Here is a 26,102-nt window from a genome sequence, read left to right on the forward strand (position 1 = left end):
CCGCGTCTGTCGCCTCGGCGAAGCCCTCTTGCATAATCCGGCATCTGCCGCCGCCGACCATGCCCCCCCCCTCGCCCGCCACCCCCCCCGCCGACCGCCCCTGGCTGCGCCGGTTGGCGCGCCTGCCCTTGCCGCTGTTCCGCGCGGCGGGCTGGGTGGTGGGCGCGGCCCTCTACCTGGGCGCGGCGCGGCGCCGGCGCATCGTGCAGCAGAACCTGGACCTGTGCTTCCCGGGCGAGAGCGCGGCCACCCGGCGGCGCTGGACCTGGGAGACCTTCAAGCACTTTGGCCAGTCGTTTGTGGACCGGGTGTGGCTGTGGCACGGTCCGGCCGAGCTGGTCGAGCGCCGCGTGGCCCTGACCGGGGCGCTGGAGGTGCTGTCGCAACCCGGCGCGGTGCTGCATTTCGTGCCGCACTTTTACGGCATGGACGCCGGCTGGGCGCGCCTGACCCTGTCGGTGGACAAACCGTGGTGGACGTTTTACGCGCCCCAGGACAACCCGGCCATCGACCGCTGGGTGCGCGAAGGCCGCCAGCGTTTCCGCGCACCGCGCCTGGTGTCGCGCCACGAAGGCACCCGCCCGCTGCTGCGTGGCCTGCGCGAAGGCGCCGCCCTGTGCCTGCTGCCCGACATGGACCTGGGCGCGCGCGACTCGGTGTTCGTGCCGTTTTTTGGCGTCCCCACCGCCACCGTCACCTCGCTGCCCCGCCTGGCAAAGGCCGCCGGCGTGCCGGTGGTGCCGTGGGTGTGCCGCCTGGTGTCCGGCGGCTACCGGGTCGAGCTGATGCCGCCGTGGGCCCACTACCCCAGCGACGACGACGCGGCCGACGCGCAGCGCATGAACGCCGAGCTGGAGGCCTACATCCGCACCATGCCCGGCCAGTACCACTGGCTGCACCGGCGCTTCAAGACCCGGCCGCCCGGCGAGCCCGCGCTCTACCGGGACTGAGGCCGCCCGGCCTCAGGACTTGGTTTTGCAGGTGTTCCAGCCAAAGAGCGCGTAGGGCGGGCACCAGCCGACCAGGCCGGTCAGCAGCGGCACCACGCCGATGTAGCCCCACAGGCCCACGGTGCCGGTGGCTGCCAGAGCAATCAGCACCAGGCCGACGACGATGCGGAGGATGCGGTCAATGCCGCCGACGTTTTTGATCATGGGGAACTCCTGGCGCGGTGCGCCGTGCGGGGGACACGACCGCGCGCCCCACTGGGCGCCACGGTCACCTCAGGCGCATTGAACCCGTTTCGGCCGCGGCCTTCTGTGACCGGGGTCACACAGCCGGCCGTGCCGGGGTGGCGTCGCCGGCCGGGCCGCTGGCCAGGGCGCGCAACCCGGCCCCGTTGCAAATGGTGATGCACTCGCGCGACAGGGTGACCAGCCCCTCGCGCTCGAAACGGCGCAACAGGCGGGTGACGATCTCGCGCACCGTGCCCAGCTCGTCCGCCAGCGCCTGGTGGGTGGTGCGCAGCTGCGGGCCGTGCCCCAGCAGGGTGCCGGCCAGCCGGCTGTCCAGCCGCTGGAAGGCGACCGATTCGATCAGCGCGGTCAGGTCGGCCATGCGCGCGGCGAACAGCCCGAGCACGAAATCGCGGAAGCCCTCGTGGCCCAGGGCCTGGCGGAACAGCGGCGGCGGCAGCAGCACCAGCTCGGTCGGGCCGGTGGTCAGGCCGCGTGCCGACAGCGGTTGCCCGGCAAACAGACTGGCCGACGACACCAGGCACATCTCGCCCGGCTGCACCCGGTACAGCTCCAGTTCGCGGCCGTTGGCGCTGGCGCGGCAGACGCGCACCTCGCCGGCCAGCAGCAGCGGAAAGCCCTGGCAGGGGTCGAGTTCGCGGAACAGCAGGGTGTCGCCGCCCACCCGGTGGCAGGCCAGCGCCGCCAGGGCCGTGCGCTGCCCGTCCAGGGCCGGGTAGTGGTCGAGCAGGCGGTCCAGTTCGGGCGGGTGCATGGGGCCATTGTAGGCAGGGTCGCGCCGCTGGCCGGTGGCGCTTGTCGATAGAGGCGGTTTGCGTTCGAAAAAATTGAATGGTTTCTTCAAGCCCGGCTGTCCCCGTGGCGCCAGACCGCTCCGTACACTGCCTGCATGACTTTGCCCGCTCCCCCGCTGTCCCGCTACCACCCGGTGGCCATGGCCCTGCACTGGTTGCTGGGGCTGGCCCTGGTGGGCCTGTTCGCGGTGGGGCTGTACATGGTGGACCTGCCGTTTTCGCCGCAACGCCTGAAGCTGTACAACTGGCACAAATGGGCCGGGGTGGTGGTGCTGGCGCTGTCCTTCCTGCGCCTGGGGTGGCGCTGGTGGCAACCGCCACCGGCCCTGCCCGCGGCCATTGCCCAGGCCATGCCGGCCTGGCAACGCCTGGCCCACCACGGCACCCACTTGGGGTTGTACCTGGCGTTTTTTGCGGTGCCCCTGTTGGGCTGGGCCTACAGCTCGGCCGCCGGTTTCCCGGTGGTGCTGTTCGGGGTGTGGCCCCTGCCCGACCTGGTGGCGGCGGAACCCGCTTTGGCCGAGGCCCTCAAACCCTGGCACGGCTGGGCCGCCTACGCCTTGGCGGGGCTGGTGGTGCTGCACGTGGCCGGGGCGCTCAAGCACGCCTGGGTGGACCGCGACGGCCTGCTCGCCCGCATGGGCCTGGGCCGCGCCTGATGCCGCCCGTGCCGCGTCCCTTTCTTTTCGATACCCGTTTGACCATGAAACCTCATTTGTTCTGGCCCGCCGTGGCCCTGGCCGCCGCCGGGGTGGCCGCGCCCGCCTGGGCGCAGCTGCTGCTGCTGCCCGCGCAAAGCGAAATTGCCTTCGTCAGCAAGCAGATGGGGGTGCCGGTGCAGGGCCACTTCCGCCGTTTTGACGCGCAGATCGCCTTCAACCCGGCCCAGCCCGCGGCCAGCCGCATCGCCTTCACCGTGGACGTGACCAGCGCTACCCTGGGCGCGCGCGAAACCGACGCCGAACTGCCCAAGCCGGTCTGGTTCCACACCGCTCAGTTCCCCCAGGCCACCTTCCAGTCCAGCGCCGTGAAAAAGCTGTCGGCCCACCAGTTCGAGGTCGCGGGTCAGCTGCGCATCAAGGGCGTGAGCAGCCCGGTCATGGTGCCGGTGACCCTGACCCAGAACGGCGCGGTCACCACCGCCACCGGTGCCTTCCCGCTCAAGCGCCTGGCCTTCAGGATCGGCGAGGCCGAATGGTCCGACACGTCCATGGTGGCCGACGAGGTGCAGGTCAAATTCAAGCTCGCGCTCACCGGCGTGGGCCAGCTCTGATCGCCCGTTTCACAACCCCTTTTTCACACCCAGGAGCCCTTTCATGCGCCAGACCCTGTCCCTGCTTGCTGCCGCCACCCTGCTGTCGGCCGGTGCCGCCCAGGCCGCCGACTACGCGATCGACCCGACCCACACATTTGTGACGTTTGAGATTCCCCACTTCGGCACCTCCACCAACCGCGGCCGCTTCGACAAGAAGGAAGGCACGGTGCAGTTCGACCGCGCCGCCAAGACCGGCAAGGTCGACATCACCATCGACGTGGCGTCCATCAACACCGGCACCGCCGCGTTCGACAAGCACCTCAACAGCGCCGACCTGTTCGACACCGCCAAGCACCCCAAGGCGCGCTTCGTGTCCGACAAATTCGTCTTCAACGGCGACAAGGTGGCCGAGGTGATGGGCCAGTTCACCTTCATGGGCCAGACCCGCCCGCTGACGCTCCAGGCCAGCCAGTTCAACTGCTACGACAACCCGATGCTCAAGCGCGAAGTCTGCGGCGGCGATTTCACCGCCACCGTGGACCGCACCGCCTATGGCATGAACTACGGCATCGCCTATGGCTTCCCGAAAGAGGTGCGCCTGGTGATCCAGGTCGAGGCGGTCAAGCAGTAAACCGCTTGCCCCAAGAAAAAACCGCCGTGGGTCGCACGGCGGTTTTTTGTGTCCGGTTCCGACCGGGGTGGGGTCGGGCGCGGGGCTCAGTGGTTGGACGCGGCGGCGGCACCAAAACCCGTCTGGGCGCGCACGTACTGGTCGTCGAAGGCGGCGATTTCGCGCTTCGCCTGGGCGCTGCGGTCCAGGCCCGACACCACGAACGCCATCAGGAAGGCGATGGGCATGGCGAACAGCGCCGGCTGCGTGTAGGGGAACAGCGGGGCGGTGTTGCCCAGCACGTCCACCCACACCGACTTGGACAGCAGCACGAACAGCACCGCCGACACCAGGCCGCTGTAGCCCGAGGCCAGGGCGCCGCGGGTGGTCAGGCCCTTCCAGTACATCGACAGGATCAGTACCGGGAAGTTGGCCGCGGCCGCGATGCCGAAGGCCAGGCCGACCATGAAGGCCACGTTCTGCTTCTCGAACAGAATGCCCAGGCCGATGGCGATGAAGCCCAGCACGATGGTGGCGTACTTGGAGACGCGGATCTCGTCGGTTTCGGACGCGGTGCCCTTCTTGATGACGCGCGCGTACAGGTCGTGCGAAATGGCCGAGGCGCCGGCCAGCGCCAGGCCCGACACCACCGCCAGGATGGTGGCAAACGCCACCGCCGCCAGGAAGCCCAGCAGCATGTTGCCGCCCACGGCCTTGGACAGGTGCATTGCCACCATGTTGCCGCCGCCCACCAGCTTGCCGCCCAGTTCGCCGCCCTCAAAGAACTCGGGGTTCTGGCCGACGATGATGATGGCAGTCAGGCCCATCAGCAGGATGACGTTGAAGAAGTAGGCCACAAAGCCCGAGGCGTACAGCACCGATTTGCGCGCCTCTTTGGCGTCGGTCACGGTGAAGAAGCGCATCAGGATGTGCGGCAGGCCGGCGGTGCCGAACATCAGGCCCAGGCCGAGCGAGATGGCGGTGACCGGATCGGCCAGGAAGCTGCCCGGGTGCATCAGCTTGTCGCCCAGCTTGTGCACGGCCATGGCCCGCTCCATCAGGTTGGCGAAGGAGAAGTCGAACTGGCTCATGGCCAGCAGCATCACCAGCGTGCCGCCGGTCAGCAGCATGCAGGCCTTGATGATCTGCACCCAGGTGGTGGCCACCATGCCGCCGAAGGTCACATAGACCATCATCAGCAGGCCCACCGCGAAGATGGCGACGTTGTAGTCCAGCCCGAACAGCAGCTTGATCAGCTGGCCCGCGCCCACCATCTGCGCGATCAGGTAGAAGCAGACCACGGTCAGCGACGAGATCGCGGCCATGGTGCGCACCTTGCCCTGGTCGAGCCGGTAGGCGGTGATGTCGGAGAAGGTGAAGCGCCCCAGGTTGCGCAGGCGTTCGGCCATCAGGAACAGGATGATGGGCCAGCCGGCGAAGAAGGCCATCATGTAGATGTAGCCGTCGTAGCCGGTGGTGAAGACCATGGCGGTCAGGCCCAGCAGGGTGGCGGCCGACATGTAGTCGCCGGCAATGGCCAGGCCGTTCTGGAAGCCGGTGATGCCGCCGCCGGCGGTGTAGAAGTCGGACGCCGACTTGGTGCGGCTGGCCGCCCAGTAGGTGATGCCCATGGTCATGGCCACGAAGGCGCAGAACATGCCGATGGCGTGCCAGTTGGTGGCCTGCTGTTCGGTGGTGCCGTCGATGCCGGGGCCGGCGAAGGCCAGGCCGCTCAGGGCCAGGCCGGCGAGCAGGGTGGCGGCGGTGCGCAGGGGGGGGCGGTTCATCGGGCGGCTCCGGTGTGGGCTTCGCGCACGATGTCTTGCGTCAGCGCGTCGAATTCGGTGTTGGCGCGGCGCACGTACACGGCGGTCAGCACCCAGAACAGGACGAACATGCCCAGTTCGAGCACCAGGCCCACGGTGAACGGCGAACCCGCCGACAGCGGCTGGCCCAGCAGTTGGGGGGCGAACGCCACCACCAGCACGAAACCGTAGAACAGCGCCAGCACCACGGCCGACAGGGTCCAGGCGAAGCGGCTGCGCCGGCGCACCAGTTCGGCGAACTTCGGGTTAGTCCTCATTCGTTGGTAAACAGATTTTTCCATAATGAAAAGTTTTGCGTTAAAAATCCAAAACCATTCTAGGCACCTGTATTGCTGAAAACTTACGGGGGGCTGAATGCGCGCGCAACAAAGCGCCCGCCCGGTGCGGCTGGCGGTGGGGGGCGACGGGTGGGCGGCTTTTCAGGCCGGATGGTGCACGGCGGTGCGAAGCCGGCCACCCCCGTGCTGGGGGACCGGTGTCGGCGGGGGGGTGGCCTCAGGCGCGCAAGGCGGCGTTCAATTGGTCCACCACCTCGGCCCAGTCGGCGTCTTCGGCCCATTCCTCGCGCAGCAAGGCGGCCTGGGCCGGGCTCCAGAACGGGGCGTCGGCCAGGGCGACGTGGCCTGGCAGGGGGCGGTGCTGCGCCAGGAAGTGCGCCACGCTGGCCGGGTCGCTGGGCAGGCCAAGCTGGGCAAACAGTTCGCTGAAACGGTGGTGGGGCGTGTCCATGGCCGGGGCTCCTGTGGGCTGGCGGGGGGGGCGATGGGCCCATTGTGCGGCGGGGGCCGCGCCGCGTCAAAGCCGGGCCAGCAGGGCGGCGAAGCCCGGGTAGTTCGCCGGGTCCAGACCGTATTTGCGGGTGGCCGCGCCGCGCTTTTCACCGGCGCGCAGCGCGTCCAGAAACGCCGGGCGGTCCACCACCTCGCTGCTGCCGACGTGGGTCACGCCGCGGGCAAACAGGGCGTCGGGCAGGCAGCCGGCGCTGGGCCCGATCAGGGCGAACCGCCGCGCCCGCCGGCACAGGGCCAGCATGCGGTCCAGCGTGTCGTTGAGCAGCAGGGTGCTGGTGGACAGCACCTTGTCGCAGGCCTGCAGCGCGGTGGCGTCCAGCGTCACCCGGTGGCCGGCGTGGTCGCCCGCCAACGCGGGGTTGAGTTCGACCACGGTGAGCTGCGCGCCGTGGCGCGTCACGGCCTGCACCAGTGGCGGGAACAACCCGATCATGCCGATGTGTTCGCCGGGCTGCGGGTCGATGCCGCCGATGGCGTCGCGGCTGCTCGGCGGCACGTAGCCGGCGCGTCGCCACAGGCTGTGGCTCAAGGCGTTGGCCGCGGCAAAGCCAACGGTGCGGGCGGCGCCGCTGGCCCCGGTGTACTGGCGCGCCAGGGTCAGGGCGTCGGCGCCGGCCAGGGCCGCGTCGGCGTGCTGGGCGCGCAGCTGGGCCAGGGTGTTGTCGAACAACACATAGGACAGGCCGATGCTGCCGTCGTCCAGTTCCAGCGCACAGAATTCGCCCAGGTTGTCCTTGTGCCGGGGCTGCGGCGGCAGGTGCAAGGCCCGCACCCGCGGCAGGCGCATCCATTCGGCCACGGCTTCGATCTGGTCCAGGTAGGCGTCGGCGAAGTCCATGGCGGGTCTCCGGGGGCTAGTGGCGCCGCGGCGCGGTGGCCGCCTCCAGCCGTTGCAGAAAGTGCAGGGCGTGTGCGCGGTCGGGGCCGCACATCTCGGCCGATGGCGCCAGCGAGCCGCAGACCCGCGGCCGCTCCGGGCGGCCGAACAGGCGGCAGCGCAGCGCTGCGTCCAGGTGCGGGCAGGGTTGACCCGCCGGCTTGCCGTGGGGCAGGCCGGGCAGGGGGCTGCTGATGGAAGGGGCGGTGCAGCAGGCGGCGCAGCCGGGGCGGCAGTCCATTCAGCCGTGCAGCCGGCGCGCGGCCCCGACTACCTGTTGCACCACGCCCTGCACGGCCTGGCGTGCGGCGTCGCCGACGAGTTGGTCGTTGGCATCGAAGGCTTCACCGGCCTTGGCCAGGGCGAACTGCTGCGGTGCCACCCAGCACTGCAGTTGCCGCAGCAGGGGCGCCAGGTGCGACAGGCTGCGCAGCCCGCCCAGCGCGCCGGGCGAGGCCGACAGCAGCCCCACCACCTTGCCGGCAAAGGGTTTGGTGCCACTGGCCCAATCGGGGTCGCCCTTGATGGGGCTGGACACCCAGTCCAGCGTGTTCTTGAGCAGGGCGGTGTAGCTGCCGTTGTACTCGGGCGAACAGACGATCCAGGCCGGGTGGGCGTGGAAGATCTCTTTCAGGCGCACCACGTCGCGCGGGGTGCCGCGCGCCTCCAGGTCGGCGTTGTAGAGCGGCACGTCGAAGTCGGCCAGGTCCAGCTGGGTGACGTGGGCGCCTTCGGCGGTGGCCAGGTCGGCGGCCACGGCGGCGAGGCGGCGGTTCCAGGAGCCGGCGCGGGTGCTGCCGGCGAAGGTCAGGAGGGGCAGGGGGTGTTGCATGACGGCGATTGTCTCGCATCCCGGGCCGCGGGTGGGTCGGACGGGGGATGGATGAAAACCCTCGCCTCAAGTAAAATCAAAGGCTTACCAGTACCTTGTGTGCTGGTTTCTTCTTTTGGGCGCCACGCGCGCCGCACGGATGCCACCATGCTTTATCCCCAGGAATTTGACGTCATTGTTGTGGGCGGCGGTCACGCCGGCACCGAGGCCGCGCTGGCCGCGGCGCGCATGGGTTGCCAGACCCTGCTGCTGAGCCACAACATCGAAACCCTGGGGCAGATGAGCTGCAACCCGTCCATCGGTGGCATCGGCAAGGGCCACCTGGTCAAAGAGGTGGACGCGCTGGGCGGCGCCATGGCGCTGGCCACCGACGAGGGCGGCATCCAGTTCCGCATCCTCAACAGCAGCAAGGGGCCGGCGGTGCGCGCCACCCGAGCCCAGGCCGACCGCATCCTGTACAAGGCGGCCGTCCGGCGTATGCTGGAAAACCAGCCCCACCTGACGCTGTTCCAGCAGGCGGTGGACGACCTGATGGTGGAGGGCGACCGGGTGGTGGGCGCGGTGACGCAGGTGGGCATCCGCTTCCGCGCGCGCGCGGTGGTGCTGACGGCCGGCACCTTCCTGGACGGCAAGATCCACGTCGGCCTGGAAAACCACGCCGGCGGCCGCGCCGGCGACCCGCCGGCGGTCAGCCTGTCGGCCCGGCTCAAAGAGTTGAAGCTGCCGCAGGGCCGCCTGAAAACCGGCACCCCGCCGCGGCTGGACGGTCGCACCATCGACTTTGCGCGCTGTACCGAACAGCCGGGCGACGGCATGCCCGGCTCCGACACCGCCGACCGGCCGGTGCCGGTGTTCAGTTTCATGGGCCAGGCGAGCATGCACCCGCAGCAGCTGCCGTGCTGGATCACCCACACCACCGAGCGCACGCACGACATCATCCGCTCCGGTTTCGACCGCAGCCCGATGTTCACCGGCAAGATCGAGGGCGTGGGGCCGCGCTATTGCCCCAGCGTGGAAGACAAGATCAACCGCTTTGCCGACAAGGACAGCCACCAGATCTTCCTGGAGCCCGAGGGGCTGACGACGAACGAGTTCTACCCCAACGGCATTTCCACCAGCCTGCCGTTCGACATCCAGTACGCGCTGGTGCGTTCCATTCCCGGGCTGGAACAGGCGCACATCCTGCGGCCGGGCTACGCCATCGAGTACGACTACTTCGACCCGCGCGAGCTGAAAAGCAACTTCGAAACCAAGCAGATCCACGGCCTGTTTTTTGCCGGTCAGATCAACGGCACCACCGGTTACGAGGAGGCCGCGGCCCAGGGCCTGTTCGCCGGCCTGAACGCGGCCTTGCAGGTGCGCGGCGAAGCGCCCTGGACGCCGCGCCGCGACGAGGCCTACCTGGGCGTGCTGGTGGACGACCTGATCACCAAGGGCGTGACCGAGCCCTACCGCATGTTCACCAGCCGCGCCGAGTTCCGCCTGCAGCTGCGCGAGGACAACGCCGACCTGCGCCTGACCGAGGCCGGGCGCCGCATGGGTCTGGTGGACGACGCCCGCTGGGACGCGTTCTGCCGCAAACGCGATGCGGTTTCACGTGAAACCGAGCGGCTCAAGTCCACCTGGGTGAACCCGCGCACCCTGTCGGCGGCGGAAGCCGAACGGGTGCTGGGCAAGGCCATCGAACGCGAGTACAACCTGTTCGACCTGCTGCGCCGCCCCGGCGTGGCTTACGAAAATCTGGTGGCAATGGAGGGCGGCCGTTTTGCGCCACCGGCCGAGCGCCGGCCGGTTTCACGTGAAACACTGGGCGCGCAGTACGACGAGGTGCTGGAGCAGGTGGAAATTGCCGCCAAGTATTCGGGCTATATCGACCGCCAGCGCGACGAGGTGCAGCGCGCCGCCCACTACGAGCACCTGCGCCTGCCGCTGGACCTGGACTATACCCAGGTGTCGGCGCTGAGTTTCGAGGCGCGCCAAAAGCTGCAAAAGCACAAGCCCGAAACCCTGGGCCAGGCCTCGCGGATTTCGGGCATCACCCCGGCGTCGATTTCGCTGCTGTTGATTCACCTCAAGCGCGGCAAGTACAAGGGCTTTGCCGACGTGCCGACCGACGCGGCCACGCCGAGCGAGTCCACGGCGGCGTCGGCATGAGCGCGCACCCGCTGGAGGCAGGCCTGCGCGACGGGCTGGCGGCGCTGGACCTGGCGCTGACCGACGCGCAGGTGCAGACCCTGCTGGCCTACCTGGACTGGGTCGCCAAGTGGAACAAGGTGTACAACCTGACCGCGTTGCGCAACCCGCAGGACATGCTGACCCACCACCTGCTGGACAGCCTGGCGCTGGTCGCCCCTTTGCGCCGCCACCTCGCCCAGGCCGGTCTGGCGGCCGGCGCCCGCCTGCTGGACGTGGGTTCCGGCGCCGGTCTGCCCGGCGCGGTCGTGGCCATTGCCTGCCCTGAGGTGGATGTGAGTTGCGTGGACACCGTGGCCAAGAAGGCCCTGTTCATCCAGCAGGTGGCGGCGGCCTTGCGCTTGCCCAACCTGCACGGCCTCCACGCCCGCGTGGAGCACCTGACCCAGACCTTCGACGTGGTGACCTCGCGCGCCTTCGCGTCGCTGGCGGACTTCACCGCCTGGTCCCGCGGCAGCCTGGCCGATGGCGGCGTGTGGCTGGCCATGAAGGGCAAGATGCCGCACGACGAGGTCGCGGCCCTGCCGCCCGCGGTGCAGGTGTTTCACGTGGAACCTTTGGCCGTGCCGGGGCTGGCGGCCGAGCGCTGCTTGCTCTGGTTGCGCCCAGGCGAGCACTGACACCCGTGGCCGCTCGCTGCGCCCGCACGCGCTCGGCGCCTGGCAGCCACCGGTTGGCCTTGGCGTGACGAAGGTGGGCGCCAGCCCGCGCGCAGAAACCACGTAAACTCAAGACCCGTTCCGGCGGGGCGAGCGCCCGCCATTTTTCCCTCCAGCGAGTACGCAGCATGTTCGGTGTGGCCGATTACGGTGCCTTTGTTGCCGCCATCCTCCTGTTCCTGGCCATCCCCGGGCCGGGCAACCTGGCGCTGATCTCCTCCACCGGCAAGGGCGGCGTGCGCGGTGGATTGGCCGCCACGCTGGGGGTCATCGCCGGCGACCAGGTGCTGATGTGGTTGGCCGTGGCCGGCGTCGCGGCGCTGCTGGCGGCCTACCCGGCCGCTTTTCACGCGGTGCAGTGGCTGGGCGCCGCCTACCTGGCCTGGCTGGGGTGGCAGATGCTGCGCAGCCGCCCCGGTGACGCGCCCGTGCTGCACATCCGCCCCCGCCAGTATTTCCGCCAGGCGCTCGCCATCACCCTGCTCAACCCCAAGGCCATCGTGTTTTACATGGCCTTCTTCCCCCTGTTCGTGGACCCGGCGCGGCACCAGGGCCTGCTCACCTTCGGCGTCATGGCCGCGACCATTGCCGCACTCACCCTGGGCTACGGCCTGGTGGTGGTGGGGCTGACCCATTGGCTCGCCGACCGGCTGCGCGCCAACCCCCGCGCCACGCAGTGGCTCCACCGGCTGGGCGGGGCCTGCCTGGTGGCTTTCGGTCTCAAGCTGGCCTTGTCGCGCTGAGCGCTCTTCCCCTTCTCACCGGACCGTTGCACCATGGCCAAGATTTTTTGCGTCGCCAACCAAAAAGGGGGGGTGGGCAAGACCACCACCACCGTCAACCTGGCCGCCGGCCTGGCCAAGGTCGGGCAGCGCGTGCTGATGGTGGACCTGGACCCCCAGGGCAACGCCACCATGGGCTCGGGGGTGAACAAGCGCGAGCTGGCGCTGAGCGTGTACGACGTGCTGCTGGGCTCGGCCAGTGTGGCCGAGGCGGCGGTGCTGGCCGAGCGCTGCGGCTACCATGTGCTCGGTGCCAACCGCGAACTGGCCGGCGCCGAGGTGGAACTGGTGGACCTGGAACAGCGCGACAAGCGCCTGAAGCAGGCTTTGGCCGCGGTGGACGCCGATTTCGATTTCGTGCTGATCGACTGCCCGCCCAGCCTGAGCATGCTCACCCTCAACGGCCTGTGCGCCGCCCACGGCGTGGTCGTGCCCATGCAGTGCGAGTACTTCGCGCTGGAGGGCCTGAGCGACCTGGTCAACACCATCAAGCAGGTGCACGCCAACCTGAACCGCGACCTCAAGATCATCGGCCTGCTGCGGGTCATGTTCGACCCGCGCATCACCCTGCAACAGCAGGTCAGCGACCAGCTCAAGGACCACTTCGGCGACAAGGTGTTCAACAGCGTCATCCCGCGCAACGTGCGCCTGGCCGAGGCGCCCAGCTACGGCCTGCCCGGCGTGGTGTTCGACCCGGCCGCGCGCGGCAGCAAGGCCTTTGTGGAATTCGCCCGCGAAATGGTCGAGCGCAGCCAAACCCACTGATGCCGGTGCCCAACACACCCACCCACCCCGCGCCCCCCCGGGTGCTGCTGTTGCCCGGCTGGCAGAACAGCGGCCCCGGCCACTGGCAAAGCCGCTGGGAGCAGCGCCACGGTTTCCAGCGGGTGGACCAGCACGACTGGCTGACCCCGCGCCGCGGCGACTGGCTGGCCCGGCTGGACACGGTGCTGGTGGACACCCCCGGCCCGGTGGTGCTGGTGGCGCACAGCCTGGGCTGCGTGCTGGTGGCCGCGTGGGCGCGCCATTCGCGCCACACCGGCCAGGTGCGCGGGGCCCTGCTGGTGGCCCCGGGCGACGTGGAAGCGCCCGCCCTGGCCCCCCAACTGCCCGGCTGGGCGCCCATCGTGCGCGACGCCTTGCCGTTCCCCAGCGTGCTGGTGGGCAGCCAGAACGACCCGTACTGCAGCGCCGACCGCGCCCAGGCCCTGGCCCGCGACTGGGGCAGCCGCTGGGTGGACGCCGGCGCCCGCGGCCACCTCAACGCCGAGTCCGGCCTGGGCGACTGGCCCGAGGGCCTGGCCCTGATCCAGCCGTGGCTCGGCCACTCCCCTCAACCCCCCGGAGGAAGCCCGCATGACTGACGCAGCAATCGACGGCAGCCTGCCGCGCATTTTTGTGTTCGAGGAGAACTACCCCCAGCGCGCCGCGCAGGAACAGGCCGAGAAGAAAAAACTCAGCGCCTTCGGCATGATGGCCAAGTTCAACCCCCTGAACCGGCCGCGCGAAGACACGGTGCAACTGGTGCAGCACGAACTGCGCTGGGAGCCGTTCTGGCACATCGTGGCCCGGCGCGAGCTGGACTACACCTGCCAGCTCACCTACACCGTGCCGGTGAACAACCCGTGGGCCCAGAGCCTGCAGATCGACAACCGCATTTACGAGGTGCAGCGGCTCAAGGACAAGGCGCGCATCGAGTTCGTCGGGTTGGAGCACTGCCAACGCACCATCGCCTACGACCGCTGGGTGGACGCGATGCAGCGCGACCTGAAAGCGGCCGACCTGGAGGCGCTGGTGCGGCGCTACCAGCACACCGAACACCAGGCCTTCACCCCCGCCGCCGGCCAACTGGTGGCGCCGCGGGTGTCCCTGGTGGCCGCGCAACAGATGGCGCGTTCCGCGCTGTCGGCCGAGGCCGTCAACGCGCTGGAGATCCACCAGGACCAGGTGGTGTTCGAGAGCTGCCACCTGTACGTGCGCCCGGTGTTCGCCTTTGAATTCAAATGGACCACGGCGGACAAGCTGGGGGTGATCGAGGTCGACGGCCTCAACGGCGAAGTGGTGGAGAACGGCCACTGGTTCCGCGACAAGGTGCAGCAGGTGGTGACGCGCGACATGTTGCTCGACCTGGGCGCCGACGTCGCCAACTCCCTGGTGCCCGGCGGCGGCTTTGCCGTCAAGACCCTGGCCAAGCTGGCCAGCCCGACCCCGCCGCGCCATTGACCACCCCCCACAGGACAACCGCCACCATGGTGACCAAAAAACCCAAAGGCCTGGGCCGTGGCCTGGAGGCCTTGCTCGGCCCCAAGCTCGACGACAGCGCCACCCCCACCCCCGCCAGCGCCGACGTGCCCAGCACCCTGGACCTGGGCGACCTGGTGCCCGGCGTGTACCAGCCGCGCACCCGCATGGACGAAGGCGCGCTGTACGAACTGGCCGAGAGCATCCGCGGCCAGGGCATCATGCAGCCGATTCTGGTGCGCCGGCTGGACGCGGCCGACGGCGAGCGCCGTCTGGCCGAATGGCGCACGGCCCAGGGCCTGCCCGACGCGCCGCGCGGCGCGCGCCCGGTGTACGAGATCATCGCCGGCGAACGCCGCTTTCGGGCGGCCCGCCTGGCCGGGCTGACCAGCGTGCCGGTGCTGGTGCGCGACGTGCCCAACGAGGCCGCCGCCGCCATGGCGCTGATCGAAAACATCCAGCGCGAAGACCTGAACCCGCTGGAAGAAGCCCAGGGTTTGCAGCGTTTGGTGAAGGAGTTTGCGCTCACTCACGAAGAGGCGGCGCAGGCCGTCGGGCGCTCGCGCAGCGCCGCCAGCAACCTGCTGCGCCTGTTGCACCTGGCCGAGCCGGTGCAGACCATGCTGATGGCCGGCGACATCGACATGGGCCACGCCCGTGCCCTGTTGCCGCTGGACAAGGCCACGCAGATCACCGCGGCGCACCAGATCAGCGCCAAGAGCCTGTCGGTGCGGGAGGCGGAAAGCCTGGTGAAAAAACTGGGCGCCGAATTTGCCCTGACGCCGCAAAAGCCCAAGGCCGAGAAGTCGCGCGACGTGCGCCGGGTCGAGGAGGAGCTGTCGGACCTGCTCACGGCCGAGGTCGAGGTGCGGGTGAAAAAACGCGTCAAGCGCCACGGCAAGGTGGAGGAGGTGGGCGAGCTGGCCATCCACTTCGGCTCGCTGGAAGCGCTCAACGGCCTGATCGACCGGCTGCGCGGCCGCGCCGGCTGACCCCGACCGGCCCCGCGTCCGCCACCCCATGCCGCACCCCTTGCAACTGCCCTGGCCGCTGCCGGCGGTGCTGGTGTGGGGCGGGGCCTGGGGCACCTTCGTGACCCTGCGGGTGCTGGGGCTGGGCCTAGTGCCGTCGGCGCTGGCGGCGGCAGCCTTGGGGCTGTGGGCCAGCCGGGCGGGGGGCACGCGTTGGCGACAGGGCCTCATGGCCCTGGGCTTCCCGCTGTCGTGGGGCTTCAGCGCCGGGCTGTCGGGCCTGCCGCCCTGGGTCTGGCTGTTGCCGGCGGCGGTGTTTCTGTTGCTCTACCCCCCCAGCGCCTGGCGCGACGCGCCGGTGTTTCCCACCCCCTGGGATGCGCTGGAGGGCCTGGCGGCGCTGGCGCCCTTGCCGCCGATGGCGCGCATCCTCGACGCCGGGGCCGGGGCCGGCGATGGCCTGCGGGCCCTGGAGCGCGCCTACCCCGATGCCCGGCTCGAAGGCGTCGAGCGCAGCTGGCCCCTGGCCTGGCTGGCGCGCGGGCGCTGCCGGCGCGCCCGGGTGCGGCGCGGCGACATGTGGGCGCAACACTGGGGCGACTACGACCTGGTCTACCTGTTCCAGCGCCCCGAAACCATGGTCCAGGCCCAGGCCAAGGCGCTGGCCGAGATGCGGCCCGGGGCCTGGCTGGTCAGCCTGGCGTTCGAGGCGCCCGGGCTGCCACCGGTGGGCCGCCTGGAGGCGGTGCCCGGCCGCACCGTTTGGGTCTACCGGCCGGTGCCGCCCGCGCCCGGCCCGGGCTGAACGCGGCGCGCCCTGCCCACGCGGCCCGCGGTCCGCTTTCAGGCCTGGTCCGTCAGCCAGCGGTCCAGCAGCGCCTGCGCCGGTTCCGGCCGGCCGAACAGGTAGCCCTGCATCAGCACCCCTGGGTGGCGGGTGAAGAAGGCGGCCTGCTCCGGCGTCTCCACCCCTTCGGCCACCACCCGCAGCCGCAGGTGCCGCGCCACCGACAGGATGGCCTCCACCAGCGCGGCGTCGCTGGGGTCGTTGGGGGCGTCCTGCACAAAGCTGCGGTCGATCTTGAGTTCGTGGATCGGCAGGTTTTTGAGGTAGGACAGCGAGGAGTAGCCGGTGCCGAAGTCGTCGATGGAGAAGCGCACGCCGTGGCGGTTGAGTTCGCCCATGCGGTGGATGACGGTGTCGATCTTCTGCACCACCACGCCTTCGGTGATTTCCAGGATCAGGTCGGCCGCCTGCGCCCCGGTGCGCGCCAGCAGCGCCAGCAGTTCGGGGATGAAGCGCGGGTCGTGGAACTGGCGCGGGCTGATGTTGACCGAGATCGGCCGACGCAGCCCGGCGCGGTGCAGCGCGCCCAGGTGCTGGCAGACCTCGCCCAGCACCCAGGTGCCGAGCTGGTCGATCAGGCCGCTTTCCTCGGCCACCGGGATGAACAAGCCCGGCGGCACCAGGCCCCGGTCCGGGTGCTGCCAGCGCACCAGGGCCTCGGCGCTGACGGTGTGGCCGTCGGCGTTGACCTGGGGTTGCAGGTACAGGCGCAGCTCGCCGGCGTCCAGGCCCCGGCGCAGGTCCTGTTCGATGGCGAAGCGCTGGCTCACCACCTGGCCCATGTCGGCGTCGAAGAAGGCGGTCTGCTGGCCGCCGGCTTCCTTGGCGCGGTGCAGCGCGGTGTCGGCCCGGCGCAGCACCGCGCTGGGTTCGTCGGCCGGGCCGTCGGGCAGCAGCGCCACGCCGATGCTGGCACTCACGTTGAGCGCGGCCGCCCCCGGGCGCTCGAACGGCTGGGCCAGGGCCAGGTGCACGGCGTTGGCGCGGTGCATCGCCTCGCTGGAGGCGTTGCCGCCGCCGCGCGGGCCGTGGTGCAGCAGCAGGGCAAATTCGTCACCGCCCAGGCGCGCCAGCAGCTCTCCGGGCTGTTGCAGGGCCTGTAGGCGCTGGGCCATCTGTTGCAGCAGCTGGTCGCCGGCGGCGTGGCTCAGGGCGTCGTTCAGGGTTTTGAAGCGGTCGATGTTGATCAGCAGCAGCGCGCTCTGCAGCGGCTGCCGGTGCGGCTCGCCCAGGCTGCGCTGCAGGGTGTCCAGCAGCTGCTGGCGGTTGGGCAGGCCGGTCAGCGGGTCGAACCAGGCCAGCCGGTGCGCCTTGGCCTCGGCGTCGCGCTGGGCGGTCACGTCCAGCTGCACCGACAGGTAGTGCGTGACCCGGCCGTGGGCGTTGCGCACCGGGGCAATGGTGACGCTTTGCACCATCTCGTGGCCGTCCTTGTGGCGGTTGACGACCTCGCCCGTCCAGGGGCGCCCGGCGTGCAGCGCGGCCCACATGGCGGTGTAGCGGTCGGCCGGGGTCTTGCCCGACTGCAGCAGGTTGGGGTTGCGGCCCAGGGCTTCCGCGCTGGTGTAGCCGGTCAGCCGCTCAAAGGCGCGGTTGACGTACTCGATCTGGCCCTGCAGGTTGGTGATGATGACGCCGGCCGGGCTCTGCTCGGTGGCCTGCGAGAGCTGGACGATCTGCGCCTCCTGCCGCTTGCGGGTGGTGATGTCGCGGGTCACACCCAGCACCTTGGCCACCGCGCCGTGCTCGTCGGGGATGAGGGTGGAGACCACCTCGGTCAGCACACTGCGGCCGTCGCGGCAGCGCTGGGCGACCTCGTTGACCTGGGTGCGCATCAGCTCGTCGCCGTCGGCAAAGGCCTGCAGGCGCCAGGGCAGCTGTTCGCGCACCGCCAGGGCCGAGTCGGGGGTGAGTGTCTCGTCCAGCCCCTGCGCCAGGGCTTCTTCCTGGGTGTAGCCGCGCAGCCGTTCGACGGACGGGCTGACGTACTCGAAGCGCTTGCTGCGCAGGTCGTAGAGCCAGATCACGTCGGTGGCGTTGTCGGCCAGCAGGCGGTAGCGCTGTTCGCTGTCCTGCAGCGCCTGGCGGGTGCGGCGCAGTTCGTCCAGGTCGCGGCTGGAGCGGCGCAGTTCGCGGCGCTGCTGGTGCAGGTACAGGCCCACGCCCACCGCGAACAGGCCCAGCACGCCGGCCAGGGCCATGGTCAGGCCGCTGACGACGGCGCCGGTCATCAGCTCGTCGCGGTCTTGCTTGACCAGCATCCACCACTCGGTGTCGCCGATGCGGCGGGCCACCGCCAGCACCGGCACGCCGCGGTAGTCGTTGCCCTCCAGGGCGGTGCCCAGCGGCGCCGCGCCGCGCAGCACCCGGGCGGTCAGCAGCTCCGGCGCGTCCAGCGGCAGCCGCTTGCGCAGCGCCGCCTCGGGTTCGTAGCGCAGCGGGCTGAGGAACAGCACCTGATCGCCGTCCTGGCGGAACAGGAAGGATTCGGCGCTGGTTTCGGGCAGCGGCCAGCTGTCCAGCGAGTGGTGCACGCTGCCCACCGGGTCCACGTGCAGCACCACCGCGGCCGGGTGCGGGCCCTGCGTCACCAGCGGGGCGATGAAGGCCAGGCGCAGCGCGCCCAGCCCGTCGCGCCAGGGGCCGATGCGCAGGGGCCGTCCCTCGGCCAGGGCCTGGGCCACGCCGGCGTCCAGGGTGGGGTCGGGTGCGGGGGGCGTTTCCTCGGGCGGGGTCACGGCCACGCCCTGGGGCCCCACCAGGTGGGCCCGGGTGAAATGCACGCCGTTGGCAAAGCGGGCCAGCCGCTCGCGCAGGTGCAGCAGGTGTGTCGGGTGCCGTTCGGCCTGCCAGGCCAGCCAGTGACTGCGCAGGTCCTGGTCGTGTTGCAGCAGGCGGGCGTTGTCCAGCCGTTCCTGGTGCCAGTCCCAGAGCTGCTGGGCCTTGGCGTCGGCAATGGCCTGCAGCTGCGCGGCCGCCACGTCTTTGGCGCTGCGGTAGCGCTGGCCGATGCTCAGCGTCGTCAGCCCGACGATGGTCAGCCCAAGCAGGGTCACCGCCAGCAGGGGCACCCGAGGGGCGTGGTCGCTGTGGGGTGTGTCGGGCTGGCGTGGGCGCTCGTGCTGGGCCTGCCAGCGCAGCAGCAGGCCATAGAGCAGCATCGAGGTCACGGCCACGAAGAACCAGCCCTTGACGGTGTTGAGCAGCAGCGCCTGGCCCGGGTCCGGCACCAGCCAACCCACGGCCCGGTCCGACAGCAGGATCCACAACGCCGAAAACACGGCGTAGTACAGCGCGATGGACAGGGGGTGCAGTGCCCAGCGCCGCCAGGGGCGGGCCGGGCCGGTGGCGGCGGTCACAGCGAAAAGATCTTGCCGGGGTTCAGGATGTTGTCGGGGTCCAGCGCCTGCTTGACGGCGCGCATCAGCGCGATGGCGCCGTCGCCGGCTTCGGTGCGCAGGAATTCCATTTTGTGCAGGCCAATGCCGTGTTCGCCGGTGCAGGTGCCCTGCATGGCCAGGGCGCGCGCCACCACCTGGTGGTTCAGGCGCTCGGCCAGGGCACGTTCGTCGGCGCTGTCGGGGTCGATCAGGTAGCCGAAATGGAAGTTGCCGTCGCCCACGTGGCCCACCAGGAAGTAGGGCAGGCCGGCCGCTTCGGCCTCGGCCACCGAGGCCAGCAGGCAGTCCGCCAGCCGGCTGATGGGCACACAGGTGTCGGTGGTGATGGCCTTGCAGCCCGGGCGCGTCTGCAGCGCCGCGAAGAAGGCGTTGTGCCGCGCCGTCCACAAGCGGGTGCGCTCTTCGGGGGTGGTGGCCCACTCAAACGCTTGGGCGCCGTGGTCGCGGGCAATCTCCTGCACCGTTTCGGCCTGTTCCTGCACCCCGGCCGGCGAGCCGTGGAACTCCATCAGCAGCATCGGTTCCTCGCGCAGGTTCAGCTTGCTGTGCGCGTTGACCGCGCGCACCGAGGCCGCGTCGATCAGCTCGCAGCGGGCAATCGGCACGCCCATCTGGATCACCGCGATGGTGGTGCGCACCGCGGCCTCGATGCTGGGGAAGGAGCAGGTGGCCGCGGAAATGGCTTCGGGCAGGGGGTAGAGCTTGAGCGTGACCTCGGTGATGACCCCCAGCGTGCCTTCGGCGCCGACGAACAGGCGCGTCAGGTCGTAGCCGGCGCTGGACTTCTTGGCACGGCTGCCGGTGCGCACCACCTCGCCGCGGGCGGTCACCACCTCCAGCGCCAGCACGTTTTCGCGCATGGTGCCGTAGCGCACGGCGTTGGTGCCGCTGGCGCGGGTGGCGGCCATGCCGCCGATGGAGGCGTCGGCCCCGGGGTCGATGGGGAAGAACAGCCCTTCGCTTTTCACCGCCTGGTTCACCGCCTGCCGGGTCACCCCGGGTTGCACCGTCACGGTCAGGTCCTCGGCGTTGACCGACAGCACCCGGTTCATGCGGCTCACGTCCAGGCTGATGCCGCCTTGCACCGCCAGCAGGTGCCCTTCCAGCGACGAACCCACGCCAAAGGGGATGACCGGCACCCTGTGTTGGGCGCAGAGTTGCACGGCGTCGGCCACGTCCTGGGTGGATTCGGCGAACACCACGGCCGCCGGCGGCGGCACGTGGGTGAAGGCGGACTCGTCGCGGCCGTGCTGTTCGCGCACCGCCAGCGCGGTGGAGCACTGCCCGCCGAAGCGCGCCTGCAGCTGTTGCAGCAGTTCGGCCGGCACCGCGCGCAGCGCGACGGTGGGCAGGAGGTGGGCGGGCAGGGGGGCGTTCATGCGGGGCTCCAAAAGGCAAACACCCGGTGTGGCGGGGCCAGGGCCGGGTGGGGATAATGGCCGGATTATCCCCATTCACCCGGAGACCGCAAAGCACATGGGCAACCGACTCACACAGATCGCCACCCGCACCGGCGACGCCGGCACCACCGGCCTGGGCAACAACCAGCGCGTCAGCAAAAACAGCCTGCGGGTGCACGCCATGGGCGACGTGGACGAACTCAACTCCCACCTGGGGCTGCTGCTGTGCGAGGACCTGCCGGCCGACGTGCGCACGCTGCTGGTGGAGATCCAGCACCAGCTGTTCAACCTGGGCGGCGAACTGAGCGTGCCCGGTTTCGAGCTGCTCAAGGGCGAGGCGGTGCTGGCGCTGGACGAGGCGCTGGAACACTACAACGCCCAGCTGCCGCGGCTGCAGGAATTCATCCTGCCGGCGGGTACCCGCGCCGCGTCGCAGGCGCACATCTGCCGCACCGTGGCGCGCCGCGCCGAACGCCAGGTGGTGGCGCTGGGCAACGAGGAGGCGCTGAACGACGCGCCGCGCCAGTACCTCAACCGCCTGAGCGACCTGATGTTCGTGCTGGCGCGGGTGCTGAACCGCATGCACGGGGGCGACGACGTGTACTGGAAGAGCGAGCGCATGCAGCGCGGCGACGCCTGACCCGCCCGCGAGCACCGGCATGTACACCCCCGCCCACTTTGCGCTGACCGAGCCCGACGCCTTGCAGCGCATCCTCCGCCAGCACCCGCTGGGCATGCTGGTGACGCACGGGCCCGAGGGGCTGGACGCCAACCACATCCCTTTTGAATATGACCCGACGCGCGGCGAACACGGCACGCTGACGGCGCACGTGGCGCGGGCCAACCCGGTGTGGCAGCAGTGCGCGGGCGGCGCCGACGTGCTGGTGGTGTTTCGCGGGGTGGAGGGTTACATCTCGCCCAGCTGGTACCCCAGCAAGCACGACACCCACCGCCAGGTGCCCACCTGGAACTACGCCGTGGTGCACGCCCACGGCCGGCTCACCGTGCGCGACGATGAAAAGTTTGTGCGCGGCGTGGTGGCACGCCTGACGCGCAGCCACGAAGCCACCGAACCCCAACCCTGGAAGATGGGCGACGCCCCGCCCGACTACCTGGACGCGATGCTGCAGGCCATTGTGGGCCTGGAGATTGCCGTGACCCGGTGGGAGGGCAAGGCCAAGCTGAGCCAGAACAAGGCACCGCTTGACCGGCAGGGGGCGGTGGAGGCGCTGCAGGCGCGTGGGCGGGAGGGGTTGGCTGCAGCGATGTCGGAGTCAGATCTCGGCTGAACTGGGATGGTACCTTTCAGTTCTTGCCCCAGCGGACCAGCGCGAGGAACGGTGCGGCCAGAAGCCATGTCGTGACGGTGGTCCAGAAGCACCCAAAAACCGCCAGCAGGGGCCCCACGATGAACAAGCCCCAGTGAGAGTGGAGCCCCCAGTAAAGCAGCGCGTAGCGACCGGTTGGTGTCAGCCCTTCCGTACCGGCCGCGAAGACGACGAAGGCCAAGCTTCCTACCAGCAGTGGCAATCCCAACGCATAAAGCCATGCAATCGCCCAGCCCCCTCGCTGCTGCAGGCCAATTTGCAGACGGTGCAGTGGGTCGTCTCCCCTCAACAGGTAGGCCACCCCTACAGGCGCCAAGCCGCACACGAGCGCATAAAAGCGGGCCACCACAGCGGCAATGTCGCCGGGGCGGTTGTACAGATGATGAACGACGGGTACATGGCGACCGTCCCAGTCGGCCCAATCGTTGAGCCATGTGATCGGTGCCTCGGCCAGCTATGCCAGTGCCAGGGCAGTTACCCATAGATGCAGCAGTTTGCGAGCCAAGCGCCGGTTCTCGTCGGCCAGTTCGCCGGGGCCTGAAAGCCAGATGCTCATGGGGCCGGGCGTGTTTGCAGAAGGCCTTGCCCAAACGCGGTAGCCGCCTGGATGTGCCGCCACATGGCCTCTGGCGTGTTCACGGTGGCATTGGGGTTGATCAGCCGCAGTTGGCCTGTCAGTCGCGGGTGAAGGGACAACTCCATGTGAATTTCGTGGATGTCGCCGTTGCCTTTGAAGTAGGTTTTTGCGCGGCTCGTCGTGCCCCCAACGGGCAGGAACTCCCATGCTTGGATGTGGGGGCCCTGTTTGCCTTTTTCCTTTTCGCTGGCGCTCACGAAACGGTAGTTATCAATGTGAACCTGCACGCCATTCAGGGGAAGAGTGATGGGAGGCCTCAACATCTGTTTTGTCCAGCCGATTGGGTTACCTCGATTGGGTATTTTGTTCTTCGCATTGGCCACGCGAAGCGTGAAGTAGGCCTTTGGTGTTGTTGCGTCGTTGAAACAGCGGAACATCCCTTGGCCGTCGAGCTGTTCCCACTCGCCACGCAGACCGGTCTCTTGGCCTTGGTCGAAATTCCAAAAACCATTCGGGGTATCACAGCCCGGGGGCAGGGCCAGATGCGCCACCACGCCATCGGCGTCCCGCATCACATGCCGTTGCTGATAGGCAAAGTGATCCTTCAGTTTGAAGTACCCGCCTATGCTCATGAACAAGGGCAAGGGAATCACCAGGGGGAGCAGCGACCATGCGAGGCAACGGCCCCATTGCTCGGACGCAACGGCGCGCCGATATGCCCCGCGTGTGAAAGCAATAGCGCCGACCGGAGAAAGTACCGCTGCAAACAGCAAGAGTGCCGGTATCGGGTGCCCCATCTTCGGGTCGTCGAACATGAAGGGCAGGAGGAACAGCACCGGCAAGGCGGCCAGCGTCAGCAGCACGTAGGTGCTGACGCGCACGGCGCGGACCACGGCGGGTTCCGCGTGGACGCTCGAGGTGGTCATGGGTGGCGTCGGCAAAAACAACTCAGCGCATTGGGTTTGAAAGCCACCGTTCAGGGCTGGAAGGTGAAGTGCAGCGTGCCGTTGGGCCAGAGGTGCTGGTAGCGGTCGCCCACCCGTTGCACCAGGCCGCAGCCGGCGTAGTCCCAGCGGCGCCATTCCAGGCACAGCGTGGAGCCTTCCACCCGCCACTTGCCCGAATCCGTTCCGCCTTTGTTGTTGCCGTAGAGCGTGCCGTTTTCGCGGAACTGCAGTTGCACCGGGCCCCACTGCACGTTGTCGGTGTGGAGGCGTTGGCCGCTGACCAGCGCCAGCAGGGCCGCGTTTTCCACCGGCACCGGCTCGGCGGGCGGGGTTTGGGCGGCGCTCAGGGCCGCGCCGGTCAGGGCCAGGACGGCCAGCGCGCGTTGGGCGGCCAGGGTGCAGGCAGACAGGGTGTTCATGCGCAGGCTCCTTGAAGCATGGTGGACCACGCGCCACGCGGGGGCGGGCGCTGCTCACAGCTTAGCCCGTTCCGTGGCGTTGACCATCCCCCGTTTGGGGGAGGTGGCAGAGCCTCGGCAGTCCACGCCGCTCGCCCGCTGGCAGGGCTTGACGGCCAGCGAATTGGCCACCGCGCAAACCTTCGCCGGTGGATGCCGCGTTTCGGGGGCCCAACGTCCAGAATGCGGCCGAGGTCAATCCGGCGCCCAAGTCAGCAACCGGGAAGTCTGCCGTCAAATCCGCGAAACGCTCCAAATTGACATGAGGTATCGCACAAGTTAAACTTGTACATTAAATTGTACGAGTGTGGTGCTTTATGCGTGTGGTCAATTTCTCCGAGGCCCGCAACAGCCTCAAGCATGTGATCGATCAGGTCATTGACGATGCGGATTACACCGTGATCGCGCGCCGTGACGCGCCCGATGCGGTGGTCATGTCGCTGGACACGTTCAATGGCCTGATGGAGACGGTGCACCTGCTCAAGTCACCGGCCAATGCCGCGCACCTGGCGCGCTCCATCGAACAGTTCCGCCAAGGGCAGACCGTGCAGCGAGGCCTCGCCAGTGACGACTGAGGCATCGCTGCTGAAGCTCACCTGGACCTTGGCCGCATGGGCCGATTACGAATACTGGCAAGGCCAGGACAAGAAGACGCTCAGGCGCATTCACGCCCTGCTGAAGGACTGTTTGCGCCACCCGTTTGAGGGCATCGGCAAGCCCGAACCCCTGAAGGAAAACCTGTCTGGGTTTTGGTCGCGCCGTATCGACGACACGCACCGCCTGGTGTACACCGTGGACGACCGTGCCTTGGTCGTCATTGCTTGTCGGTACCACTACCAGTAAACGGCAACGAAACGTGACGGAGTTTGAACCCTCAGCCAGCATATGCTTGGGCTTGGTCCTTGAAGGCGCGGCGGGTCACCACCTTTCAGCCCCCAAGGGCGTGGTTGCCATGGCCTGGGGAAGCCGCTGTAGGAATTTGCCTGACACACCACCGCCACTTGCCTGACACGCCGAACAGCCGTTTTCCGATTCAAGGTTTAAAGGGGGAATTTCACAATCCATTTCAACGAATCAACGTTTTTCGGGCTGTGTTAGCCGAAGCGCTTGAAGCGAAACCGGAGAGTGAAATGACCACCGCAAACACCACCACCGAACAGCTGCTGGCCGACATCCGCGAAGCCAACCTGACCTACCTGATGCTGGCGCAGCAGCTGATCCGCGCCGACAAGGCCGAGGCGGTGTTCCGCCTGGGGGTGAGCGAAGAGTCGGCCGAACTGATCGCCGCGCTGTCGCCGGCCCAGGTGATGAAGGTGGCCAGCACCAACACCCTGCTGTGCCGCTTCCGCGCCGACGAGGACATGGTCTGGGGCCTGCTGACCAGCAGCCACGCCCCGAACCGCGTGGGCAACGACACCACCCAGCGCCTGCACGCCTCCATCCTGATGGCGGGCAAGCTGGCCGACGCCACCGCCTGAGCCACCTTCACCCCAATCACCGAACCCTCCGAAGGAGCAGCACCATGGCCGCCGTCAAGAGCATCGTCAACGAGAGCAAGGACATCGAACGCGCGGTGGCGCTGATCGGCCTGGGCGCCCGCCTGCAGGTGTTGGAAAGCGAAACCGGCCTGTCCTACGAAAAACTGCTGCGCCTGTACAAGGAAGTCGCCGGCAAGTCGCCGAGCAAGGGCCAACTGCCGTTTTCCACCGACTGGTTCCTGAGCTGGCAGCCCAACATCCATTCGTCGCTGTACGTCAACATCGCCGAGTACCTGAACAAGACGGTGGCGCTGGAGCCGATCGACGTGGTGATGAAGGCCTTCAAGCTGTACGAAGAGCAGATGACCACCTGCGGCATTGAGCCGCTGCTGAGCTTCACCCGCGCCTGGCGCCTGACCAAGTTCATGGACGCCGGCATGCTGGTGCGCACCAAGTGCTCTTGCTGCGGCGGCCACTTTGTGACGGACCCCTACGAGAACGCCCGCCACTACGTGTGTGGTCTGTGCAAGCCGCCGGCCCGCGCCGGCAAGGGCAAGGCCGACGGGGGCTTGCGCCTGGCTTGATAGTTGTGAAAGTAATTTTCAACTGAATTTATATTCGTTCTCAAACTAAAGCTCC

The 26,102-nt window shown here is 69.0% G+C and carries 31 protein-coding genes; 18 read left to right on the forward strand and 13 right to left on the reverse strand.

Annotation, left to right across the window (positions count from 1 at the left end; all coding sequences use genetic code 11):
• The first annotated feature begins 59 nt into the window (after positions 1-59).
• Entirely contained in the window at positions 60-950 is an 891-nt protein-coding gene (locus tag HA630_RS22095; protein ID WP_166837750.1) for a lysophospholipid acyltransferase family protein, read from the forward strand.
• Between the two features lie 12 nt (positions 951-962).
• On the opposite strand, the gene HA630_RS22100 is transcribed toward HA630_RS22095, so the two are convergent.
• Positions 963-1,154, reverse strand: a complete 192-nt coding sequence (locus HA630_RS22100; RefSeq protein WP_166837752.1) for a DUF2892 domain-containing protein — start codon at positions 1,152-1,154, stop codon at positions 963-965.
• Between the two features lie 115 nt (positions 1,155-1,269).
• Complete coding sequence (locus tag HA630_RS22105) at positions 1,270-1,950, reverse strand: Crp/Fnr family transcriptional regulator (RefSeq protein WP_166837754.1); 681 nt, start codon at positions 1,948-1,950, stop codon at positions 1,270-1,272.
• 135 nt (positions 1,951-2,085) lie between these two features.
• Here HA630_RS22105 and HA630_RS22110 point away from each other — a divergent pair, with 135 nt between their 5' ends.
• Genes HA630_RS22110 through HA630_RS22120 form a run of 3 tightly spaced genes read left to right on the forward strand, consistent with a single transcriptional unit; the run spans position 2,086 to position 3,876 of the window.
• The gene (locus HA630_RS22110) at positions 2,086-2,649 is read left to right on the forward strand and encodes a cytochrome b (protein ID WP_166837756.1); all 564 of its coding nucleotides are present in this window, start codon (positions 2,086-2,088) and stop codon (positions 2,647-2,649) included.
• 44 nt (positions 2,650-2,693) lie between these two features.
• Complete coding sequence (locus tag HA630_RS22115) at positions 2,694-3,263, forward strand: YceI family protein (protein WP_166837758.1); 570 nt, start codon at positions 2,694-2,696, stop codon at positions 3,261-3,263.
• Between the two features lie 43 nt (positions 3,264-3,306).
• The gene (locus tag HA630_RS22120) at positions 3,307-3,876 is read left to right on the forward strand and encodes a YceI family protein (protein ID WP_166837760.1); all 570 of its coding nucleotides are present in this window, start codon (positions 3,307-3,309) and stop codon (positions 3,874-3,876) included.
• 86 nt (positions 3,877-3,962) lie between these two features.
• Here HA630_RS22120 and HA630_RS22125 read toward each other — a convergent pair whose 3' ends face one another.
• The 6 genes from HA630_RS22125 to HA630_RS22150 all read right to left on the reverse strand — a co-directional run bounded on the left by HA630_RS22125 (position 3,963) and on the right by HA630_RS22150 (position 8,181).
• On the reverse strand, positions 3,963-5,642 hold the full coding sequence (locus tag HA630_RS22125) for a cation acetate symporter (RefSeq protein ID WP_166837762.1): 1,680 nt from the start codon (positions 5,640-5,642) through the stop codon (positions 3,963-3,965).
• Complete coding sequence (locus tag HA630_RS22130; protein WP_243855620.1) at positions 5,639-5,938, reverse strand: DUF485 domain-containing protein; 300 nt, start codon at positions 5,936-5,938, stop codon at positions 5,639-5,641. Before HA630_RS22130 ends, HA630_RS22125 begins: the two co-directional genes overlap by 4 nt.
• Before the next feature lie 238 nt (positions 5,939-6,176).
• Positions 6,177-6,410: a DUF2789 domain-containing protein gene (locus HA630_RS22135; protein ID WP_166837766.1), complete on the reverse strand. Its 234-nt coding sequence runs from the start codon at positions 6,408-6,410 to the stop codon at positions 6,177-6,179.
• Between the two features lie 66 nt (positions 6,411-6,476).
• Positions 6,477-7,310: a Rossmann-like domain-containing protein gene (locus HA630_RS22140; RefSeq protein ID WP_166837768.1), complete on the reverse strand. Its 834-nt coding sequence runs from the start codon at positions 7,308-7,310 to the stop codon at positions 6,477-6,479.
• Positions 7,311-7,326: 16 nt separating this feature from the next.
• Entirely contained in the window at positions 7,327-7,590 is a 264-nt protein-coding gene (locus tag HA630_RS22145; RefSeq protein ID WP_166837770.1) for a YkgJ family cysteine cluster protein, read from the reverse strand.
• Positions 7,591-8,181, reverse strand: a complete 591-nt coding sequence (locus HA630_RS22150; protein WP_208300218.1) for an NADPH-dependent FMN reductase — start codon at positions 8,179-8,181, stop codon at positions 7,591-7,593.
• Positions 8,182-8,328: 147 nt separating this feature from the next.
• On the opposite strand from HA630_RS22150, the gene mnmG reads away from it, so the two are divergent.
• The 8 genes from mnmG (at position 8,329) to HA630_RS22190 (ending at position 15,832) form a co-directional block, all read left to right on the forward strand.
• Positions 8,329-10,335: a tRNA uridine-5-carboxymethylaminomethyl(34) synthesis enzyme MnmG gene (gene mnmG / locus HA630_RS22155; protein ID WP_166837772.1), complete on the forward strand. Its 2,007-nt coding sequence runs from the start codon at positions 8,329-8,331 to the stop codon at positions 10,333-10,335.
• Positions 10,332-10,994 carry a 16S rRNA (guanine(527)-N(7))-methyltransferase RsmG gene (gene rsmG, locus HA630_RS22160; RefSeq protein WP_166837774.1) on the forward strand — a complete coding sequence of 221 codons (663 nt, stop codon included), beginning with the start codon at positions 10,332-10,334 and terminating at the stop codon, positions 10,992-10,994. Before mnmG ends, rsmG begins: the two co-directional genes overlap by 4 nt.
• A 167-nt stretch (positions 10,995-11,161) precedes the next feature.
• Positions 11,162-11,776, forward strand: coding sequence for a LysE family translocator (locus tag HA630_RS22165; protein WP_166837776.1), 615 nt, complete (start codon positions 11,162-11,164; stop codon positions 11,774-11,776).
• A 33-nt stretch (positions 11,777-11,809) separates the two neighbouring features.
• The gene (locus tag HA630_RS22170; protein WP_166837777.1) at positions 11,810-12,580 is read left to right on the forward strand and encodes a ParA family protein; all 771 of its coding nucleotides are present in this window, start codon (positions 11,810-11,812) and stop codon (positions 12,578-12,580) included.
• The gene (locus tag HA630_RS22175; protein ID WP_166837779.1) at positions 12,580-13,179 is read left to right on the forward strand and encodes an alpha/beta hydrolase; all 600 of its coding nucleotides are present in this window, start codon (positions 12,580-12,582) and stop codon (positions 13,177-13,179) included. Before HA630_RS22170 ends, HA630_RS22175 begins: the two co-directional genes overlap by 1 nt.
• On the forward strand, positions 13,172-14,038 hold the full coding sequence (locus HA630_RS22180; protein ID WP_166837781.1) for a hypothetical protein: 867 nt from the start codon (positions 13,172-13,174) through the stop codon (positions 14,036-14,038). Before HA630_RS22175 ends, HA630_RS22180 begins: the two co-directional genes overlap by 8 nt.
• A 26-nt stretch (positions 14,039-14,064) precedes the next feature.
• The gene (locus HA630_RS22185) at positions 14,065-15,048 is read left to right on the forward strand and encodes a ParB/RepB/Spo0J family partition protein (protein WP_166837783.1); all 984 of its coding nucleotides are present in this window, start codon (positions 14,065-14,067) and stop codon (positions 15,046-15,048) included.
• Between the two features lie 28 nt (positions 15,049-15,076).
• Entirely contained in the window at positions 15,077-15,832 is a 756-nt protein-coding gene (locus HA630_RS22190; RefSeq protein ID WP_166837785.1) for a class I SAM-dependent methyltransferase, read from the forward strand.
• Positions 15,833-15,870: 38 nt separating this feature from the next.
• On the opposite strand, the gene HA630_RS22195 is transcribed toward HA630_RS22190, so the two are convergent.
• Together HA630_RS22195 and HA630_RS22200 are read right to left on the reverse strand one after the other, a co-directional pair.
• The gene (locus HA630_RS22195) at positions 15,871-19,233 is read right to left on the reverse strand and encodes an EAL domain-containing protein (RefSeq protein ID WP_166837787.1); all 3,363 of its coding nucleotides are present in this window, start codon (positions 19,231-19,233) and stop codon (positions 15,871-15,873) included.
• Complete coding sequence (locus HA630_RS22200; protein ID WP_166837789.1) at positions 19,230-20,654, reverse strand: FAD-binding oxidoreductase; 1,425 nt, start codon at positions 20,652-20,654, stop codon at positions 19,230-19,232. The genes HA630_RS22195 and HA630_RS22200 overlap by 4 nt, the downstream gene beginning before the upstream one ends.
• 97 nt (positions 20,655-20,751) lie before the next feature.
• On the opposite strand from HA630_RS22200, the gene HA630_RS22205 reads away from it, so the two are divergent.
• A complete protein-coding gene (locus HA630_RS22205) occupies positions 20,752-21,315 on the forward strand; it encodes a cob(I)yrinic acid a,c-diamide adenosyltransferase (protein ID WP_166837791.1) in 564 nt (187 codons plus the stop codon).
• Between the two features lie 19 nt (positions 21,316-21,334).
• Positions 21,335-21,964, forward strand: a complete 630-nt coding sequence (locus HA630_RS22210) for an FMN-binding negative transcriptional regulator (RefSeq protein ID WP_166837793.1) — start codon at positions 21,335-21,337, stop codon at positions 21,962-21,964.
• 16 nt (positions 21,965-21,980) lie between these two features.
• Here the strand turns inward: HA630_RS22210 and HA630_RS22215 are convergent, their stop codons facing one another.
• The 3 genes from HA630_RS22215 to HA630_RS22225 all read right to left on the reverse strand — a co-directional run bounded on the left by HA630_RS22215 (position 21,981) and on the right by HA630_RS22225 (position 23,946).
• Positions 21,981-22,304, reverse strand: a complete 324-nt coding sequence (locus HA630_RS22215; protein ID WP_208300219.1) for a hypothetical protein — start codon at positions 22,302-22,304, stop codon at positions 21,981-21,983.
• Positions 22,305-22,555: 251 nt separating this feature from the next.
• Complete coding sequence (locus tag HA630_RS22220) at positions 22,556-23,506, reverse strand: hypothetical protein (RefSeq protein ID WP_166837797.1); 951 nt, start codon at positions 23,504-23,506, stop codon at positions 22,556-22,558.
• A 50-nt stretch (positions 23,507-23,556) separates the two neighbouring features.
• Positions 23,557-23,946 (reverse strand): hypothetical protein, encoded by a 390-nt coding sequence (locus HA630_RS22225; RefSeq protein WP_166837799.1) that lies wholly within the window; start codon positions 23,944-23,946, stop codon positions 23,557-23,559.
• 356 nt (positions 23,947-24,302) lie between these two features.
• Here HA630_RS22225 and HA630_RS22230 point away from each other — a divergent pair, with 356 nt between their 5' ends.
• From HA630_RS22230 to flhC, 4 genes are all read left to right on the forward strand, one after another.
• On the forward strand, positions 24,303-24,560 hold the full coding sequence (locus tag HA630_RS22230; RefSeq protein ID WP_166837801.1) for a type II toxin-antitoxin system Phd/YefM family antitoxin: 258 nt from the start codon (positions 24,303-24,305) through the stop codon (positions 24,558-24,560).
• Positions 24,550-24,828, forward strand: coding sequence for a Txe/YoeB family addiction module toxin (locus HA630_RS22235; RefSeq protein ID WP_371809321.1), 279 nt, complete (start codon positions 24,550-24,552; stop codon positions 24,826-24,828). Before HA630_RS22230 ends, HA630_RS22235 begins: the two co-directional genes overlap by 11 nt.
• Positions 24,829-25,115: 287 nt before the next feature.
• Positions 25,116-25,463, forward strand: a complete 348-nt coding sequence (gene flhD, locus HA630_RS22240) for a flagellar transcriptional regulator FlhD (RefSeq protein ID WP_166837803.1) — start codon at positions 25,116-25,118, stop codon at positions 25,461-25,463.
• Between the two features lie 44 nt (positions 25,464-25,507).
• Complete coding sequence (flhC, locus tag HA630_RS22245) at positions 25,508-26,047, forward strand: flagellar transcriptional regulator FlhC (protein WP_166837805.1); 540 nt, start codon at positions 25,508-25,510, stop codon at positions 26,045-26,047.
• Positions 26,048-26,102: the final 55 nt, after the last annotated feature.

Source organism: Aquabacterium sp. A08, assembly GCF_011742065.1.

What these genes read in the sequence shown, in the direction of transcription:
- HA630_RS22125 (WP_166837762.1), bottom strand. Translation starts at nt 5,642, where the DNA reads ATGAACCGCCCCCCCCTGCGCACCGCCGCCACCCTGCTCGCCGGCCTG.
- HA630_RS22135 (WP_166837766.1), bottom strand. Translation starts at nt 6,410, where the DNA reads ATGGACACGCCCCACCACCGTTTCAGCGAACTGTTTGCCCAGCTTGGC.
- HA630_RS22190 (WP_166837785.1), top strand. Translation starts at nt 15,077, where the DNA reads ATGCCGCACCCCTTGCAACTGCCCTGGCCGCTGCCGGCGGTGCTGGTG.
- HA630_RS22100 (WP_166837752.1), bottom strand. Translation starts at nt 1,154, where the DNA reads ATGATCAAAAACGTCGGCGGCATTGACCGCATCCTCCGCATCGTCGTC.
- HA630_RS22225 (WP_166837799.1), bottom strand. Translation starts at nt 23,946, where the DNA reads ATGAACACCCTGTCTGCCTGCACCCTGGCCGCCCAACGCGCGCTGGCC.
- HA630_RS22130 (WP_243855620.1), bottom strand. Translation starts at nt 5,938, where the DNA reads ATGAGGACTAACCCGAAGTTCGCCGAACTGGTGCGCCGGCGCAGCCGC.
- HA630_RS22145 (WP_166837770.1), bottom strand. Translation starts at nt 7,590, where the DNA reads ATGGACTGCCGCCCCGGCTGCGCCGCCTGCTGCACCGCCCCTTCCATC.
- HA630_RS22170 (WP_166837777.1), top strand. Translation starts at nt 11,810, where the DNA reads ATGGCCAAGATTTTTTGCGTCGCCAACCAAAAAGGGGGGGTGGGCAAG.
- HA630_RS22205 (WP_166837791.1), top strand. Translation starts at nt 20,752, where the DNA reads ATGGGCAACCGACTCACACAGATCGCCACCCGCACCGGCGACGCCGGC.
- flhC (WP_166837805.1), top strand. Translation starts at nt 25,508, where the DNA reads ATGGCCGCCGTCAAGAGCATCGTCAACGAGAGCAAGGACATCGAACGC.
- rsmG (WP_166837774.1), top strand. Translation starts at nt 10,332, where the DNA reads ATGAGCGCGCACCCGCTGGAGGCAGGCCTGCGCGACGGGCTGGCGGCG.
- mnmG (WP_166837772.1), top strand. Translation starts at nt 8,329, where the DNA reads ATGCTTTATCCCCAGGAATTTGACGTCATTGTTGTGGGCGGCGGTCAC.
- HA630_RS22230 (WP_166837801.1), top strand. Translation starts at nt 24,303, where the DNA reads ATGCGTGTGGTCAATTTCTCCGAGGCCCGCAACAGCCTCAAGCATGTG.
- HA630_RS22120 (WP_166837760.1), top strand. Translation starts at nt 3,307, where the DNA reads ATGCGCCAGACCCTGTCCCTGCTTGCTGCCGCCACCCTGCTGTCGGCC.
- HA630_RS22140 (WP_166837768.1), bottom strand. Translation starts at nt 7,310, where the DNA reads ATGGACTTCGCCGACGCCTACCTGGACCAGATCGAAGCCGTGGCCGAA.
- HA630_RS22220 (WP_166837797.1), bottom strand. Translation starts at nt 23,506, where the DNA reads ATGACCACCTCGAGCGTCCACGCGGAACCCGCCGTGGTCCGCGCCGTG.
- HA630_RS22185 (WP_166837783.1), top strand. Translation starts at nt 14,065, where the DNA reads ATGGTGACCAAAAAACCCAAAGGCCTGGGCCGTGGCCTGGAGGCCTTG.
- HA630_RS22110 (WP_166837756.1), top strand. Translation starts at nt 2,086, where the DNA reads ATGACTTTGCCCGCTCCCCCGCTGTCCCGCTACCACCCGGTGGCCATG.
- HA630_RS22180 (WP_166837781.1), top strand. Translation starts at nt 13,172, where the DNA reads ATGACTGACGCAGCAATCGACGGCAGCCTGCCGCGCATTTTTGTGTTC.
- HA630_RS22095 (WP_166837750.1), top strand. Translation starts at nt 60, where the DNA reads ATGCCCCCCCCCTCGCCCGCCACCCCCCCCGCCGACCGCCCCTGGCTG.
- HA630_RS22200 (WP_166837789.1), bottom strand. Translation starts at nt 20,654, where the DNA reads ATGAACGCCCCCCTGCCCGCCCACCTCCTGCCCACCGTCGCGCTGCGC.
- flhD (WP_166837803.1), top strand. Translation starts at nt 25,116, where the DNA reads ATGACCACCGCAAACACCACCACCGAACAGCTGCTGGCCGACATCCGC.
- HA630_RS22150 (WP_208300218.1), bottom strand. Translation starts at nt 8,181, where the DNA reads ATGCAACACCCCCTGCCCCTCCTGACCTTCGCCGGCAGCACCCGCGCC.
- HA630_RS22165 (WP_166837776.1), top strand. Translation starts at nt 11,162, where the DNA reads ATGTTCGGTGTGGCCGATTACGGTGCCTTTGTTGCCGCCATCCTCCTG.
- HA630_RS22175 (WP_166837779.1), top strand. Translation starts at nt 12,580, where the DNA reads ATGCCGGTGCCCAACACACCCACCCACCCCGCGCCCCCCCGGGTGCTG.
- HA630_RS22115 (WP_166837758.1), top strand. Translation starts at nt 2,694, where the DNA reads ATGAAACCTCATTTGTTCTGGCCCGCCGTGGCCCTGGCCGCCGCCGGG.
- HA630_RS22210 (WP_166837793.1), top strand. Translation starts at nt 21,335, where the DNA reads ATGTACACCCCCGCCCACTTTGCGCTGACCGAGCCCGACGCCTTGCAG.
- HA630_RS22105 (WP_166837754.1), bottom strand. Translation starts at nt 1,950, where the DNA reads ATGCACCCGCCCGAACTGGACCGCCTGCTCGACCACTACCCGGCCCTG.